18 protein-coding genes are annotated in these 16,531 nt (G+C 39.6%); 5 read left to right on the top strand and 13 right to left on the bottom strand.

All coding sequences use genetic code 11. The annotated features are described in order from the left end of the window. Positions 1 to 84: 84 nt before the first annotated feature. Both rrtA and HYD28_10530 read left to right on the top strand, forming a co-directional pair. Positions 85 to 669: a rhombosortase gene (gene rrtA / locus HYD28_10535; protein QLE09354.1), complete on the top strand. Its 585-nt coding sequence runs from the start codon at positions 85 to 87 to the stop codon at positions 667 to 669. 53 nt (positions 670 to 722) lie between these two features. Beyond that, positions 723 to 1,316 carry a hypothetical protein gene (locus HYD28_10530; GenBank protein QLE09353.1) on the top strand — a complete coding sequence of 198 codons (594 nt, stop codon included), beginning with the start codon at positions 723 to 725 and terminating at the stop codon, positions 1,314 to 1,316. Positions 1,317 to 1,389: 73 nt separating this feature from the next. On the opposite strand, the gene HYD28_10525 is transcribed toward HYD28_10530, so the two are convergent. From HYD28_10525 to HYD28_10495, 7 genes are all read right to left on the bottom strand, one after another. Continuing rightward, the gene (locus HYD28_10525) at positions 1,390 to 3,882 is read right to left on the bottom strand and encodes a prolyl oligopeptidase family serine peptidase (GenBank protein ID QLE09352.1); all 2,493 of its coding nucleotides are present in this window, start codon (positions 3,880 to 3,882) and stop codon (positions 1,390 to 1,392) included. A gap of 105 nt (positions 3,883 to 3,987) precedes the next feature. Then, positions 3,988 to 5,151, bottom strand: coding sequence for an endonuclease/exonuclease/phosphatase family protein (locus HYD28_10520; protein QLE09351.1), 1,164 nt, complete (start codon positions 5,149 to 5,151; stop codon positions 3,988 to 3,990). Continuing rightward, positions 5,148 to 6,080: a putative sulfate exporter family transporter gene (locus HYD28_10515; protein QLE09350.1), complete on the bottom strand. Its 933-nt coding sequence runs from the start codon at positions 6,078 to 6,080 to the stop codon at positions 5,148 to 5,150. Before HYD28_10515 ends, HYD28_10520 begins: the two co-directional genes overlap by 4 nt. Further along, positions 6,077 to 6,307 carry a DUF2798 domain-containing protein gene (locus tag HYD28_10510; protein ID QLE09349.1) on the bottom strand — a complete coding sequence of 77 codons (231 nt, stop codon included), beginning with the start codon at positions 6,305 to 6,307 and terminating at the stop codon, positions 6,077 to 6,079. The genes HYD28_10515 and HYD28_10510 overlap by 4 nt, the downstream gene beginning before the upstream one ends. 318 nt (positions 6,308 to 6,625) lie before the next feature. Continuing rightward, a complete protein-coding gene (locus HYD28_10505) occupies positions 6,626 to 7,774 on the bottom strand; it encodes a 5-(carboxyamino)imidazole ribonucleotide synthase (GenBank protein ID QLE09348.1) in 1,149 nt (382 codons plus the stop codon). 1 nt (position 7,775) lies between these two features. After that, positions 7,776 to 8,258 carry a 5-(carboxyamino)imidazole ribonucleotide mutase gene (purE, locus tag HYD28_10500; protein ID QLE09347.1) on the bottom strand — a complete coding sequence of 161 codons (483 nt, stop codon included), beginning with the start codon at positions 8,256 to 8,258 and terminating at the stop codon, positions 7,776 to 7,778. A 148-nt stretch (positions 8,259 to 8,406) separates the two neighbouring features. Beyond that, positions 8,407 to 9,993, bottom strand: a complete 1,587-nt coding sequence (locus HYD28_10495) for an ABC-F family ATPase (GenBank protein QLE10533.1) — start codon at positions 9,991 to 9,993, stop codon at positions 8,407 to 8,409. Between the two features lie 207 nt (positions 9,994 to 10,200). Between HYD28_10495 and HYD28_10490 the strand changes: the two genes are divergently transcribed. Together HYD28_10490 and HYD28_10485 are read left to right on the top strand one after the other, a co-directional pair. Next, positions 10,201 to 10,722, top strand: coding sequence for a TetR/AcrR family transcriptional regulator (locus HYD28_10490; protein QLE09346.1), 522 nt, complete (start codon positions 10,201 to 10,203; stop codon positions 10,720 to 10,722). A 171-nt stretch (positions 10,723 to 10,893) separates the two neighbouring features. Next, positions 10,894 to 12,102 (top strand): porin, encoded by a 1,209-nt coding sequence (locus HYD28_10485; GenBank protein ID QLE09345.1) that lies wholly within the window; start codon positions 10,894 to 10,896, stop codon positions 12,100 to 12,102. Between the two features lie 634 nt (positions 12,103 to 12,736). Here HYD28_10485 and HYD28_10480 read toward each other — a convergent pair. The 4 genes from HYD28_10480 to HYD28_10465 form a co-directional block, all read right to left on the bottom strand. Then, a complete protein-coding gene (locus tag HYD28_10480; protein QLE10532.1) occupies positions 12,737 to 13,054 on the bottom strand; it encodes an antibiotic biosynthesis monooxygenase in 318 nt (105 codons plus the stop codon). Beyond that, a complete protein-coding gene (locus tag HYD28_10475) occupies positions 13,054 to 13,464 on the bottom strand; it encodes a GFA family protein (protein QLE09344.1) in 411 nt (136 codons plus the stop codon). The genes HYD28_10480 and HYD28_10475 overlap by 1 nt, the downstream gene beginning before the upstream one ends. A gap of 20 nt (positions 13,465 to 13,484) precedes the next feature. After that, positions 13,485 to 13,916, bottom strand: a complete 432-nt coding sequence (locus HYD28_10470) for a DUF3859 domain-containing protein (GenBank protein QLE09343.1) — start codon at positions 13,914 to 13,916, stop codon at positions 13,485 to 13,487. 81 nt (positions 13,917 to 13,997) lie between these two features. After that, a complete protein-coding gene (locus HYD28_10465; GenBank protein ID QLE09342.1) occupies positions 13,998 to 14,477 on the bottom strand; it encodes a GNAT family N-acetyltransferase in 480 nt (159 codons plus the stop codon). Positions 14,478 to 14,557: 80 nt separating this feature from the next. On the opposite strand from HYD28_10465, the gene HYD28_10460 reads away from it, so the two are divergent. Beyond that, positions 14,558 to 14,761, top strand: a complete 204-nt coding sequence (locus tag HYD28_10460) for a hypothetical protein (protein ID QLE09341.1) — start codon at positions 14,558 to 14,560, stop codon at positions 14,759 to 14,761. A 38-nt stretch (positions 14,762 to 14,799) separates the two neighbouring features. On the opposite strand, the gene htpX is transcribed toward HYD28_10460, so the two are convergent. Together htpX and bioD are read right to left on the bottom strand one after the other, a co-directional pair. Continuing rightward, entirely contained in the window at positions 14,800 to 15,660 is an 861-nt protein-coding gene (htpX, locus tag HYD28_10455) for a protease HtpX (GenBank protein QLE09340.1), read from the bottom strand. 174 nt (positions 15,661 to 15,834) lie between these two features. Beyond that, positions 15,835 to 16,518, bottom strand: coding sequence for a dethiobiotin synthase (gene bioD / locus HYD28_10450; GenBank protein QLE09339.1), 684 nt, complete (start codon positions 16,516 to 16,518; stop codon positions 15,835 to 15,837). Positions 16,519 to 16,531 lie beyond the last annotated feature (13 nt).

Raw genomic sequence — 16,531 nt, 5'->3', positions numbered from 1 at the left:
AATAAACTTAATCCCGTAGTGTATTTGGCATCTTAAAATTAAACGTGCACAATAGGCGACAATCTCAGATACAATAAAAATAACATGATAAACCTGCCCCTGAAACTAGAATATATTCTGCCTCCTTTGTGTTTAGTACTACTTAGTTCGTTGTTTGCAACTTTCAACTTAAATGAATATCTTGAATTTAACCGTGATTTAGTTGCAAATGGTGAATTTTGGCGTATTTTCACCAGCCAATTTGTACACGCAAATTGGCCCCATTTAGGCCTGAATTGTGCCGGGATTTTATTAATTTGGGCCTTGCATGCTGAGCATACAAGCCCTGCTCGTTATGCATTTAATATTGCTATTCTTGCATTGTGGTGTGGTTTAGGTGTTTGGCTATTTTGTCCAGATATCTATATTTACACCGGATTAAGCGCATTGCTTCACGGAGTTATTATTTGGGGCGCCGTTAAAGACGTTCAAGCAGGGGTGATTTCCGGCTGGTTATTGTTTGCTGGTACTTGGGCTAAAGTGATTTGGGAGCAAATAGCAGGCCCGAGTGATTCGGTGAGTCAGTTAATCGCCTCTAATGTTGCCATTGACGCCCACTTTATCGGCGCAATTGGCGGCACTCTACTCGCTTTGCCTGTCTTTATAAAAATAATAAGAAATCGCGAGTAACCTTACTCGCTTTCTTATTACAGCTCTTTATTAGCTAGAAAAAGGAACTTTAAATGAAAGAAAATAAAGGCCGCTTTTATCTAAGCCTCATCTTGCTTTGTCTTTACGGCCCATTGCTGCTTGGCTTTTTAAGCTCATATATTAATTTAAATTTTGTATCACCTAGGCATATGAGTGATGTTTCTCAGGTAACCAATGTAATAATACTTGGCTCATCTATTTTAGGCTTTACTTTATTGCTCATGAAATACCAAGAAGTTAGAACGCTTTTTAACAATAGAATAATCGCCAACACCTTAATTATAATAAGCTTTTTGTATGCTTGTTTGATGTTCATTGCAGTGTCCTTAGTTGTATTTTTGGATGCAACTTTCAGCTCAAATAAAGATTACATTTATCAAGAGCAAACTTTTAATAACCGTACTTTTTATGTTTATACGGCAGACCCTGGTGCTTTTGGAAAAGCGCACCATTATGTGTATTTAAAGTGCCCTGCTTCCTTTAATCGCTATGAATTGGAGTTAATAGCCAATCTATCATGGATGAGAGACTATGAAATGAGCCTAGAGGGGGATGATCTAATTTTTCAAAACGACTCAGAGGAAGGTAAAACTGTGCTCGATGTGAGTGAATTTTACTGCAAATAACCCCTTTTAGATAAATTCTATTACAAACAAAAACAGCCACTTAAAGTGGCTGTTTTTCATTTACGCTATTGGATTACAGGGTTTCTTTAAATAGCTTATGAATACGGCGGTATTCATCTAACCAGCTTGATGGTTGTACAAAACCATGTGGTTCAACTGGGAAGATAGCTGTTTCAAAGTTTTCTTTTTCAAGCTCAATTAAGCGCTGTACTAAACGTACTGAGTCTTGGAAGAATACATTGTCATCAACCATAGGCGCATTAATCAATAAATGGCTCTTAAGACCTTCAGCAAAATAAATTGGTGAGCTCTTTTCATAGGCAATTGGATCAACATCTGGGTGGTTTAAGATGTTAGACGTATAAGGACCATTGTAGTGAGCCCAATCAGTTACTGGACGAAGTGCAGCACCTGCTTTGAATAAATCAGGCTGTGTGAATAGCGCCATAAACGTCATGAAACCACCGTAAGAACCACCATAAGTACCTACAGCTTGTGTATCTACATTTGCGTTGTCTGCCATCCAGCTTACGCCATCTGCTAAATCTTGGATCTCAGGTGTACCCATTTGACGATAAATAGCTGTACGCCAATCACGGCCGTAACCTTTCGATGCACGATAGTCCATGTCCATTACTACGTAGCCTTCTGAAGCAAGTAGTGAGTGGAACATAAACTCACGGAAGTAACCAGACCAACCCATGTGTGAGTTTTGTAGGTAACCAGCACCGTGGTTAAAGATAACCGCTTTACGGTTTTTACCCGTTTCGCCTTCTTTATAATCAGCTGGGTAATATACTTTTGCGTAAATTGGCTGATCAGTGTGGCTTGAAGGCACAGCAACAATCTTAGGTGCGATTAGTTTCTTCGCTAAGAACTCATCAGAGACCGTGTGCGTTAACTGAGTTGCTTGGGTATTTGCTTTTGCATCAGCAACATAAAGCTCAGGTGGCGACATAATTTTTGAGTGAGTTAGCAATAGTTTGCTTTCATCTGGGCTTAACTGGTAGTCAGTCATACCATCGAGGTTGGTTACTTGCTCAGATTCACCGTTTGCAGGGTTTACACGATAGATTTCGTAAAGACCTGGGTGCTCAACGTTAGCTTTGTAGTAAATTGCTGAGTTATCATCCGTTAACGTTAAGTTAGAAACAACAAATTGGCCTTTAGTTAGCTGCGTTGCTTTACCGTTTAGTGGCTTTTTGTAAATGTGGCTGTAACCAGACTCTTCAGATAAATAGTAAAGGGTATCTGAGTTGTTCAACCAACCAAAATCATTGTATGCATAGTTTACCCACGCATCGTCATGTAGACGGTGTTGTGAAACAAGCTTGTTGTTTTGTGTATCAACAGTGGCTAACCAACGGTCTTTGTTGTCCCATGCTTCAAGCATAAGAGCCACTTGTGAACCGTCTGTGTTCCATTGAATAGCACTCTGGTCCCAACCCCAATCCATCATTAGGTTGATGGCACGTGGTGCTTTTTCAGACTTATAAGTTTTGCCATCACGAGCGTAATTTTCTTTCTTAACAGCTGCAAGTACGTCTTCATCAAAACCAGGTAAAGTATCGAATGCTAGGGTTGTTTGCTCGCCTGATTTAAGGTCGATGTAAACAACGTCTGAGCTGATTGGTTTTTCATCAGCAACACGACGGCGAACTTTTTCTGCTTTTACGCGCGCATCATCGGCAATGTAATTAGGCATGATATCGCCTTCATCGCGCCATGAGCGGTTTTCTGTGGTTACTGCAACAAGTGCTTGGCCATTTGGTGAAAGCTGTACATCTGCTAAACGCTTACCTTTACCTAAGTAAAACTGTGCGTTAGCAATGCTGTCGTTTTGTTCGTTGATTTGTGCTTTACGCTCTTCACGATCTTTTTTGTTTTTATGAGTAAGCGCAATGTAATCAATTAGTTTGTGTTGCTCTTTTGCAATATAAGTGTCTGGCTCTTGTACACCTTTAGGTGCATCATCTAGGTGTAAGTTAACTAATTCAACTTGGCGACCGGTTGCTAAATCAACTTTATAAAATGCATTACCTTGGCGATAAGCAAGGCTACCATCAGTTAAAAACTGTGGTTTTGATTGCTTTGCGCTGTCGTGTGTAATTTGCGTAATTTGTCCAGTGCTTAAGTTTTTAATGAAGATATTACCTTCAAATGCATAAGCCTGTTGCTTTTTATCTGCTGAGTAAACTGCGTTTTTAGCGCCTACAGTGTGTAGTTTATTTAACGCTAATTGTGATGCAGATTGGCTATTTACCGCTTGAACGTATAAATCGCGTAACTCATTGCCTTGTTGCTTTTGTGCATAAACGATACTGTTAGAATCACCGTTCCAGAAAGCACGCTCAGGCTGACGACCTAACCAATCAGGATGAGCCATTGCTTGCTCTAACGTGATTTCAGCTGAACCTGTATCGGCAGGAGTAGCAACAACTGGGGCTACATTGGTAACTTGTTCTTCAGAAGGCGTTGAGGCGGTTGATTGACAACCTGCTAGCATGAAGCTAGATGCGACTGCGAGAGCCACTAACGTTTTATTAGCAGTGGTTTTGAATTTCATAGTGCTTCTTACGGGTTATTATAATTCGCCCTATTTAAGCAGAAGCACTGATGAAATAGCAATTTTTATAGGATAAACAGCCAAACTTTTCCGTTTAATAACAGCTTATTTTAAACTGATATCAAGCCATACCATACGGTGATCAGACGATGCGTTACGATCTTTAATTAAACGGAACAGTTCAGAGCTTTTCTGTGGCCAAAAAACCCCACCATCGTTAATCTCAATACCATAATTTGATGGTAATACGTAATCAGCACGAGCTTGCCAATAAGCGGTATAGTTTTTAGCGAAATCTTCTTTATACGACTCTTTAGCACCTTTGCTTGTTGGCGTAAATGAGGTATTCACTAATGGGTTTTTTAAAATTTGGTCTGTGGTATTCGGGCGAGCCTTACCCCCTTCTGGCGCAGCATTTAAATCACCCACAATCACAAAGCGGCTTTTCGCTTTTAAGCCCCCTTTTTGGCCTTTATCATCATAAATATAGTTAGCATTATTGATGTAGTCTGCAATCAGGCGTACTTCATCATGATTACGCTTACCGTTACGGTCTTCATCACCATCAAAAACCGGTGGGGTTGGATGCGAAGCAAGCAAATGAAGCGTTTTTCCTTTTACATTAATTGGTAAATCCCAAAATGATTTAGAGCTTAGGTGAATTGCTTGCCATTCCTCCGCAGAGTACCAGTCTTTACCTGTTTTAGGGTCTATAGGCATTTGTGCATTTGGCATGTCTTTGTATTTGAATGTTTGTAGTGTGCGCGCTTTATCTAAATCGATTGGATAGCGCGACAATACAGCCATTGCATAATGCCCTTCAAAGAAGCCAAAACCTTGAGCATCACCTTTGTAATGCCCCTTTACACCATCGTTATCTAGGTCAAACTCGGTAGCTAAACCGGTGTTAACGGGTGCAATAAAGTAATACGGGTAATCGATAGCAACCTGCTTATTTTGTGATACTTGCAGGTAGTTTTTACGAAATACGTTGATGCCTTTGTCTGCATCAATATAATCAAACTCATTAAGTAAAATAACATCCGGTCTTACACGCTGAATTATTTCGGCAATGTTGCGTATTTGCTGGTGGTTGCTCGCTAAAGCTTTGCTTAAAGCATCTTTATCAATCGCTTCACCTTTTTTTGCATAGTTGGTTGCGTCCATACTTACGTTAAAGGTGGCAACTCGTAAATCAGCAGCCGATACATTGTTAGCAAATAAGCCTACAGTCAGTGCTATTGAAGAAGTTAATAAAGCGTTTTTCATGAAATAAATCCGTCTACAATAAGTAGTAAAATAATACTGCTGACAATGATCCATAAGATCATCGCCATGATAAAAGGTTTAATGCCCGCTTGTTTTAAGACCGAAATTGATAAACCACTCCCAATCAAAAATAAGGTCATTACCAAAACTTGTTTAGCGCCAACATTAAGTGCATGCCAGAGTGTTTGGTACTCAGGGAAGCTTGAGTTGATCAATGCAGCCGCTAAAAACCCAAATATAAACAATGGGATACTGGCTTTTTCATCTGATTTCCAAAAAACACCTGCGATACTAGTATACGGTATGATCCACATCGCTCTAGTGAGCTTGATAGTGGTGGCAATTGCAAGAGCTGATGCGCCATAAGCAGCTGAGGCCCCAACTACACTACTAGTATCGTGAATAGCCAGTGCCGCCCATACCCCAAATTGCTGCTCAGTCAGGCCCAAATAATGACCAATCATTGGAAATAACACCAAGCCAAGTGCGTTAAGTAAAAAAACTACAGCTAAAGATATCGCGACTTCGTGATCTTTTGCCTTGATAACTGGCGCCATTGCTGCAATTGCGCTACCACCACAAATTGCAGTACCAAATGATATGAGTACACCGGTATTTTTATTTAACTTAAACAACTGAGATAAAATTTCGCCAAGGCCAATAATCGCGGTAATACTGACAATAGTAAGTACAATTGAGCTGCGCCCTACTTCTATTACTTGACTAAAATCAACAGCAAAGCCTAAGCCAATAACCGCTAACTTTAGCATCCATTTACTAATTTTTTGTGACTGAACTGCAAATGGATTACCTAAAACCATAGCAAACAAAGCGCCAACAACAAGTGCCGTAGCAGAGCCAACAAAAGGTAAGGCCGATGCTAAAAATAGTGCAATAAAAAGAAATTGTTTTGGGCGTTCGGCTATCACAACGGTGCTCTGATAAATTTATTGGTTAACTTATGAACCACAGGTGCGACTAAAATAACGGTAGGAAATGCGACACAAAAAGCAAAAGCCCATGCTTTAAGCCAAATGGCTGCAATGTTATCGATTAAACCAAGGTTAAAAATACTGATCACTAAAGACATAAATCCAGACATAAACAGCGCCATAAAAAACGCAAATACGACTGTTCTTAATCGAGGATGTAACATAACGAACTAATATTAATATAAAAATATTAGTCTATAGCAAGATACCCCTGACGCAAGTGCTTTGAGACAAGAGGTACAAAATTAGCGAAGTTTGCGGGTAATACCAATTCGCTTAATTAAGTAGTCTATTTTGAGGCAAGAAAACCTTGTTGATACCAAGGCAAAAATTTCGTTATTTAGTTGTTCTAAATGAGAAATTTTTCAACGCAGGTAGCGACAGGTTTAATCCCTCAAAATGATTAAGTATTATTGCGGATTGGTATAAGTTATAGAGATTAAAAAGCCGAGACAAACTCGGCTTTTAAGAATTTAAACTGATTAGTTTAAAATAAGTTGGGTGCTGGTAGCTGCTACACCTGGGTAGTCTTGCTCTGGCAAAATTTCAGCCAGTGCCGCTAAACGCTCACCTAATTGGTGAAGGTTATCAGCCGATACATTGATATGACCCATCTTACGACCCGGTTTAGCCGTTTTACCATACCAGTGACTAGTAACGTCTTGCGTTGCCAGTACTGAGTGAGGGATTGAAGGCTGACCTAATACGTTGATCATAGCAGTAGGACGAAGACACTCTGTACTACCTAGTGGTAAACCTGCAACAGCACGCATGTGGTTTTCGAACTGTGAGCAATGTGTACCCTGCTGTGTCCAGTGACCAGAGTTATGAACGCGTGGCGCAATTTCGTTAACTAATAACGTACCTTGTACATCAAAAAACTCGATTGCTAATACACCTACATAGTCAAGCTCTTGCGCTAACTTGTTAAATGCCAGCTCAGCTTGTTCTTGAATCGCTGCTTTTTCTTTACCAGCAACTGAAAGCGTAAGCACACCATTGGTGTGTTGATTTTCAGTTAATGGGTAAATAACTGTGTTACCTGCTTTGTCGCGTGCACCAATGATAGATACTTCACGGTCAAATGGGATCATCTTCTCTGCGATAATAGAGTGCGGAGCACTCTCGGTGCCAGATGCAATGAAATCTGCCATTTCTGACCAGATTTGGTCAATTTGGTCATCTGACTTTAAGCGCCATTGGCCTTTACCATCGTAACCCGCTTGGCAGGTTTTGATCACAAGCGGCTTGCCTAAGCGCTCTACAGCAGCGATAAGGTGCGCTTTTTCTGTAATTAATTGGTAAGGCGCACACTCAACATTTGTTTTATCAAGTAATGCTTTTTCAAGTGCGCGGTCGCCACCTGTTTTAATTGCCGCTTTACCCGGATAAAACTTATTGCTTTGACAGCAAAGTGTTAGTACATCATCAGGAATGTGTTCAAACTCTGCGGTGATAGCGTCTGCGTTATCAATAGCTTGTTGTAATGTGCTGTTACGAACTTCACCAGTTAATGGGTGAATGATTTTTTTACTACCCACATCGTAGGCAACAACATTTAAATCAAGCGGTGCACCCGCTAAGCTCATCATACGAGCTAACTGGCCTGCACCTAAAATTAGAATATTCATATTACTCTGCAGGATTAGGGTTAGCTAAGATTGTGTCTGTTTGTTCTTTACGGAATGCTTCAACTTTTGCGAAGATTTCAGGCTGTTGGCAACCTAAAATTTGTGCCGCTAAAAGGCCAGCATTAGCAGCGCCAGCTTCACCAATTGCAAGAGTACCTACCGCAACACCTTTAGGCATTTGGCAAATAGATAATAAAGAATCTACACCATTTAGTGTTTTAGATTTAACTGGTACACCTAAAACTGGCAGTGATGTAAACGCCGCAGCCATACCAGGTAAGTGCGCTGCACCACCTGCACCAGCAATAATAATTTTAATACCGCGATCTGCAGCTGAGCTTGCATAGTCAGCAAGTAATTGAGGGGTACGGTGAGCAGAAACAACTTTAGTTTCGTATTCAATGCCGAATTTTTCTAGCATTAACGCCGCATGTTCCATCGTTGGCCAGTCTGATTTGGAACCCATAATAATGCCAACAGTCATAAATACACCTCAGTTAAATTGTTTTCTAAAAAGCGGACTTTTGTCCTTATTTTGTGGCGGGTATTATATACCTAACTCACATCAAGATGCGACTCTAGAAGCACAAAAAAGCCATGACATGCATGGCTTTTAATCACTCATCAGCTAATTAAGCTTCTTTGCTTGCTAGGTACTCAGTGTATGTACCTTTAAAGTCGATAACTTTGCCGTCTTTGATTTCCCAAATACGGTTAGCAAGCGATGATACAAATTGTCTATCGTGTGATACGAACAATAATGTCCCTTCGTATGCTTCAAGTGCTAAGTTAAGCGCTTCGATAGATTCCATGTCCATGTGGTTGGTTGGCTCATCCATTAATAAGATGTTTGGTTTATGCATCATAATTTTGCCAAACAGCATACGGCCTTGCTCACCACCTGAAATCACTTTTACTGACTTTTTGATGTCGTTTTGTGAAAACAGCATACGACCTAAGAAACTACGAACAACTTGCTCGTCGTCACCTTCTTGTTGCCATTGTTCCATCCACTCAAATAAGTTCATGTCTTGTTCGAACTCGTCAGCATGGTCTTGTGCGTAATACCCAATATTAGCGTTATCTGACCATTTAAATTCACCTTGTTTTGGTGCTAAACGACCAGCAAGAGTATTTAACAGTGTTGTTTTACCAACACCGTTCTCACCGATAATCGCAATACGCTCGCCTACTTCAACTAAGCCTTCAAGACCACTGAATAAGGTCTCTTCGAAACCTTGCGCTAAGTTTGTTAGCTCTAACGCATTACGGAATAACTGCTTCTCTTGCTCAAAGCGAATAAACGGACTTTGACGAGAAGATGCTTTAACTTCTTCAAGCTGAATTTTATCGATTTGTTTCGCACGTGATGTTGCTTGCTTTGCTTTTGAAGCGTTCGCAGAGAAGCGCGATACGAACTGTTGAAGTTCGGCAATTTGGCTTTTCTTCTTCGCGTTTTCGCTAAGTAGACGCTCACGAGCTTGCGTTGCAGCGAACATGTACTCATCGTAGTTACCAGGGTAAATACGAAGCTCGCCATAATCGATGTCAGCCATGTGTGTACATACAGAGTTTAAGAAGTGACGGTCGTGCGAAATGATGATCATGGTACAGTCACGCTGGTTTAACACGTCTTCTAACCACTTGATGGTGTATATGTCCAAGTTATTGGTAGGCTCATCGAGTAGCATGATATCTGGATCAGAAAACAGCACTTGTGCAAGTAACACACGCAGTTTAAAACCCGGTGCGATTTCAGACATAGGGCCGTAATGTTGCTCTGTACCAATACCTACACCAATTAGTAACTCACCTGCTTTAGCTTCTGCTGAGTAACCATCCATTTCGGCAAACTCAGTTTCAAGATCAGCCACTTTCATGCCGTCTTCTTCGCTCATCTCAGGTAGGCTGTAAATACGGTCACGCTCTTTTTTTACTTCCCACAGCTCTTTATGACCCATGATTACTGTGTCGATTACAGAAAACTCTTCGTAAGCAAACTGGTCTTGATTTAGTTTTGCAATACGTTCGTTTGGATCTGTGCTGACATTACCTGAAGATGGCTCAAGTTCACCACTTAGGATTTTCATGAAGGTTGATTTACCACAGCCATTCGCACCGATTAAACCGTAACGGTTACCATCGCCAAATTTTGCTGAAATATTTTCGAATAAAGGTTTAGCACCAAATTGCATGGTGATATTAGCTGTACTAATGATAGCGGTACCCTCCAGCGGGTAAAAAAGTAAAAACGAAACTGCGGGCAATTTTAAACTAAAGCCGCTTAGCACGCCATGAAAGTTTAATTAAATACCCCCGCTAATTTTACAAGCTCACACCTAGCGACTACCTTTAATGAGCGCGCTCACTTAATCACTTGAGCACGCTCACTTTTAATATAACTATTTATAAACAGTAGGTTAAGAATGAGCAAACATGCAGATACTCACCAACGTATTTTAGAGGCGGCTTGGAATCTTTTTACTGAGCAAGGGTTTAATGATACTTCAACGAGGCAAATTTCTGCAGCAAGCAACATAGCAGTGGGCACCTTGTTTAATCATTTCTCTGATAAAGTGGCTATTTTAGAAGCATGCCTTGATGATAAATTTAATGATGTGCTGGAACGCGCCAAAGAAACGGATATACACCGCCCTGCTCGCTTAAAGATTAATCATTACGCGCAATATTTTTATCAGTTTTATTGTTTACATCATCGCTTTTATAAAGTGCTTTTTAGCCAGCGATTGTTTTCGCAGCCATTCCAGCAACAGCACATGGAGCTAATACAATCATTAGTTTTTGCCGACCAGCCGCAATTTAATAAAGTAAAAGCAGCTATATTACTCGACTGCTATTTTATGACCTTGTTATATGGTCTAGGTGCCGAAACACCAAATACTAAATTAATGCTTAGAACGCTAAGCCAGAAAGTGTCTATTTTTTAGCCTTGGTAACTCATTGATAATTCAATATAGTGAACCTAAAATGAATAATTTTTCCTCAAAGACGCTTTGTTGCATGATAATTTTTCACTTTTTACCCTATTTTAGCTTTGATAATCTCCTACCTTTAACTAAATTATACCTATTAGGGACAATTATTAATCAAGGTACTTTATGAAAAGAACACACACTGCCTTATTTGTTGCAGGCATGATTGCCATACCGACAGCCAATGCCATCGAAATCTATAACGACCAAACCAATAGCGTTACTGTTGGTGGCTTTATCGATGCAAGAATTATTAATACGCAAGGCGAAACTGAGGTAGTAAACGGTGCATCACGCATTAATTTTGATTTTAAGCGCCAATTAAAAAACGGCTGGCAAGCTTTTGCTTTACTTGAATGGGGTGTTAACCCTGTTGGTAGCAGCGATATCGTATACAGCAATCGCTTTGAATCAATTCAAGATGAGTTTTTATATAACCGTTTAGGCTATGTTGGTCTTAAACATGACGATTACGGCCAAGTCACTTTAGGTAAACAATGGGGTGTATGGTACGACGTAGTTTACAACACCAACTACAGCTTAGTATGGGATGGTAATGCTGCAGGTGTTTATACCTACAATAAAGATGACGGTGCTGTAAATGGCACAGGTCGCGGCGATAAAGTACTTCAGTATCGCAATACCTGGGGTAATTTTCATTTAGCGCTTCAAGCACAACTGAAATCTGATGACTTTTATACCTGTGATATCGTTGATATATCAATGAGATCATGTGAGGTCCTTTGGAACCAAGGAAATAACGCCGCACAAAAAGTAGAATTTAATTCTACTTATGGCGCCGCACTCACCTACTCGGTTAGCCCTAATTTAAAAGTAACTGCGGGTGTTAACCGCGGTCAGTTTGATATCGTGTATGCAGGTGGGAGAAACCAATCTGTAAATGATTTAATTTATGGTATGGGCATTACCTATGGTGATTTTTATAAGCCTGGTTGGTATGCATCAGCGAATATAAATAAAAACGAAAACCACGATACTGACAACTTAGGTCGCTTAATTAAAGATGCCGTTGGTTTGGAGTCTATCTTCAGCTATCGCTTTGATAATGACATTCGTACCTTTGTAGCTTATAACGTATTTGATGCCGGCGATGACTATGTTATTCAGCCAAACTTTAATGCCGATCCTGAAGATGTATTTAAGCGTCAATTTGCAGTAATTGGTGCGCACTACTTCATGGCAGAAGATACCATTTTATATATTGAAGCCCGTAAAGACTTTAGCGACTTTTCGAGTAATGACGCTGAGCAAGAAGCACAGATGTCACAAACCGAAGATGACGGTATTGCCATTGGTTTTAATTACACTTTGTAATCACGATTAACACTAAAGCCCACTTTTGTGGGCTTTAACTCACGATAAAAATACTGCAATACATTTTCTTTTTTGTCGCAATATCAACCAACAAATGCTATTACTTAACAGTCATAAAACTAAAAAAATGAAAATAATTGAGGTTAATATGTCTAACAGGACCAAACTTATTCTTCTCTGTGCAATCTCTAGCGTTTCATTTCTGCTCTTTTACTGGCTAACACATGTCAGAGAATCGGATACTGTTTTAGGTGTTAGCTCCGATTTATCTGGTGGTTTAGTTATGGGCTTTGCTATTGGTGTGATGCTAGTTACATTAAGTACATTTAAATTAAAAAAACATTAAGTGTATTTAAAAACAAAGGTTTAAACCTTTGCCTATCTGTCATTCATCAAGACAAAAAAGATGACCTTAAAGTTTGCAAGCCATTGATATTGCAAATATAGAAAGGAAAAAGATTTTTCATTTATGCATAAGGAATACTTGTGATTATTCCAAATCATTTCACGAGTATATTATTCGAACCCTATCACGCCCTCACCCTGTATATTAAAAAGCTTAAATTTTAGGTTATGCTGAGGTTGAAGTTAAACTAAATAGAGTACGATGTGTTCTTAATAAGACTACTATGTATCACAATGAATAATCACGTTCTACTTTAGCAATACGCGTTGTAAACGCGCTGTACCATTTATCTTTACCAAGCTGCTGCGCATTTAAGTGCTCCACGTTTTGTTTCCAGGCTTTTATCGCATCTAAGCTTTGCCAATACGATACCGTAATACCCAAACCATCACGAACAGACTCCATGCCTAAATACCCTGGTTGTTGCTCTGCAAGCTCAACCATTCTATTGGCCACTTCTTCATACCCAGCGGTATCCTCAGATAAGATATTCGTAAAAATTACGGCGTAATAAGGCGGTTTAGGTGTATTCGCTATCATGGCTATTACTTCGCTCTACTTGGTTCAAAACCATCATAGCATGGTATTTCTGCGTCAAACGTATCCCAGTTTGCTTTAGAACTTACAAAGTTATGGCTGATCGGACGCTCGTTTATATCGCTATCTAACAAACCTAAACGAATACGTAAACGGCTTGGGTCATCTTTATTCTCACTATAAACTGGTGATCCACAGCAGCTACAAAAATAACGAATTCTACCGGGTTTAAATTCAAAGGCACTCAGATGCTGCTTGCCCTCTGTGAGGTTAAAACCATCTCGTTGAATAAAGCCATTGGTTGCGTAGGCTGTGCCTGAATTTTTACGACATAAAGAGCAATGACAATGAATAATTGAGTCTATACCACCAGCAATTGTTACTTTTACTTTGCTGCACAAACAACTTCCTTGATACATAGTCCCTCTCAGATTAAAGATTAATAGCCGCGATGCTTCCAAAAATCAGTGGCTGTACCTTCGGCTTCCTTTAATAAGTTAAAGGATTTATCGGCAATTATATGACCATTTAACTCAATAGTCATGCGCCAAATGCCAACTTTATTATCAACAGGTGCCCATATAGTATCACCTAAATAAAACTGCCAATCGTTTGTTTTAACGTACTGTTCGCCCTCAAATGGTGGTATGATCTCGCCATCTTCATCTGGGATATCTGGATGGTAAACGCAAAACTTTATTTTTTGTCCTTTGGCCTTTTTAATGTTAACAATAAAACCAAATTCAATATCTAACTGTGCCGGAACGTCTGTTGTAAACTCGGTGATTTGAGGCAGGTCTTTCTCTTTTGCATCCCAATGGCTGTAAATGCCGTAACTTTCAATACTGATAATTGGTTTGGCTTTTGCCATCGTTGCAAGCGCTCCTTTTTAAAATGAGACGCCATTTTATAGTAGCAACACTAGCAGAACAAGATTGTAATATTATAGTAATTAGTTAATGTACTTTATCCAGTGAGCTTCATGATTTTGAAAGCCGCATTTTTTTAACAGCTTAATACTTGCACTATTATTTGGATTAACTAAAGCCACCACACTGTTAAGCGGAGTCGCTACAAAGGTAGTCAGTTTTTCAAATAGCATTTCTAATACCTTTTGCATTATCCCCTTGCCAAAGAATTGCGATGACAATTCAAATCCCAACATACCTTGCCCGTTAATTATGTTAAATAGGCCAACACTGCCAATAACTTGCCCACTACTTCTTAAAACAATAACTAAACGAATGCCTTGTTGATTATAAAAACGTTCTATGTCGCCTTGAATAAAGTCATATACGTCACCTTTCGTTATGTCACTACTGTAATCATTAAACGATTGAACATGGGGATCTTTTAAAATACCCCAAATCGCTTGACAATCTTTATGACGAATGGGACGTAAGTCAAAGGCTAAGTCATCGTGGTTTGACACGTTAATTTCTTCTTTTTACTTTATGAGCTGGCATTATTGTCTTACTATAAATGCAATTTCAAGCAATTAGATTAAGTTCGATGAGTGAAGAATTTAAAGTAATCCAACCTACCACCACAGTCTACTGTAAAGAACGCGGCGAAGGCTGGACTTTAACAGGGATCACTAGTATTGATGAACACACTTCAGTGATGTTCGATGGTGTAAGGTATACCTTACCGGCCCGTGAAATTGTTGAGGTTTTATTACCACAACAACTCGAGCGCGAGAAAAACCAACAATAAAAAAAGCCAGCATCAAGCTGGCTTTTTCGTCTTTACAATTAACGTAATGCGTTAATACGCTCATCAAGTGGTGGGTGCGATGAGAATAACTGGGCAACACCTTTACCGCTTGCAATACCAAACGCCATCATTGAACCTTCTAGTTGTGATGGGTGGTTTTGTTTTAAGCGCTCAAGGGCACTACGCATTTTGTCTGCACCTACAAGTCTTGCTGCACCGGCATCCGCAGAGAACTCGCGTTTACGGCTATAGTAAGCAACAATCACACTTGCTAGAACACCAAATAGCATTTGGAAAATCATATCGAACAAGAAGTAAGTCCAGCTACTACCGCCCTCTTCTTCATCACTATTTAAGAAGTTATCAACAATACCTGCTAATACTTTCGCCATAAAAATAACAAAGGTATTCACTACACCTTGAATAAGAGTAAGCGTTACCATATCGCCATTTGCAATGTGTGATACCTCATGAGCCAATACAGCCTCAGCTTGATCTTGGTTCATGTTGTGTAATAAACCGGTGCTCACAGCCACCAGTGAGTTGTTCTTGCTCGGGCCAGTCGCAAATGCGTTCATTTCAGGGCTATCGTAAATAGCCACTTCTGGCATCGCGATACCTGCTTTTTTTGCTTGCGCCGCTACCGTCGAAACTAACCATTGTTCTGTTTCAGAACGAGGCTGTTCAATAACATGTGCACCGGTTGATTTTTTTGCCATCCATTTCGACATAAATAACGAAATAAACGAGCCACCAAAACCAAATACGGTTGAAATAACTAAAATGCCGCCTAGACTGCGATGGCTAATACCCAGCACGCTCATCACAATAGACAACACAATACCTAACACTAGCATTACCGCTAAGTTAGTCAGTAGAAACAAAAATACACGCTTCATAAAAACCTCAGAATAAACATACCAATTGTATTAACTAACGACATGGTTAAAAATCGTTAGTTAATAAAATTATCTGGGCTTACTTCCAACTTAGTTTAAGACGTATGCAATTGGTCGCAAGGAACTAATTGCAACCAATTGTGACAGAGTATGTCAAAAGTAACAACTCAATTATTATGGGTTGATAGATAAAATTTCAAGTAAGGTTTTGTAAATTTTTAACTTAGGAGTGCCTTCTGTATAAGGACTAATCGCTAAAAGCGGGAAAGGTAATGTTGATTTTAAGGTTTCTAAATTTGCGTCTTGCTCACGCATATTAGGATCTACATGATTTGCAATCCAACCCACACAATTGACACCAAGTGCTTTAAAGTGACTAGCAGTTAATAAAGCATGATTAAGGCAGCCTAGCTTCAAGCCAACCACTAAAATAACATGAAGGTCTTGTGATTTAACCCAATCACAGAGCAAATCAGTTTCGTTGATAGGCAAACACCAGCCACCAGCACCTTCTGTAAGAATATAATCAGTATTGAGTGCTTTTACATTCGCATAAGCAGCATCGAGCTTGTCAAATGTGAGTCTATCGCCTACTTGAGCAGCGGCAATATGCGGTGCAATTGGTGGCTCATAAGTAAAGGGGTTAACAATGTTATATTTAACCCCAATCGATGAGCTTTCCATTAAAGTTAAAGCATCATCGTTAACAAGCTGACCAAATGCTTCTTCTGCACCTGCAGCAATAGGTTTAAAACCAACGGCACGCTGTTTATGTTGCGCCAGCAAGTTTAACAACAAACTGGTTACATGGGTTTTTCCAGAATCGGTGTCTGTACCAGTGATAAAAAATTCTTTCATTATTTAATTAATT

The organism is Pseudoalteromonas shioyasakiensis (genome assembly GCA_013391845.1).
Taxonomy (GTDB): Bacteria; Pseudomonadota; Gammaproteobacteria; order Enterobacterales; family Alteromonadaceae; genus Pseudoalteromonas; species Pseudoalteromonas apostichopi.
This window is presented reverse-complemented; position numbering and strand designations above follow the sequence as displayed.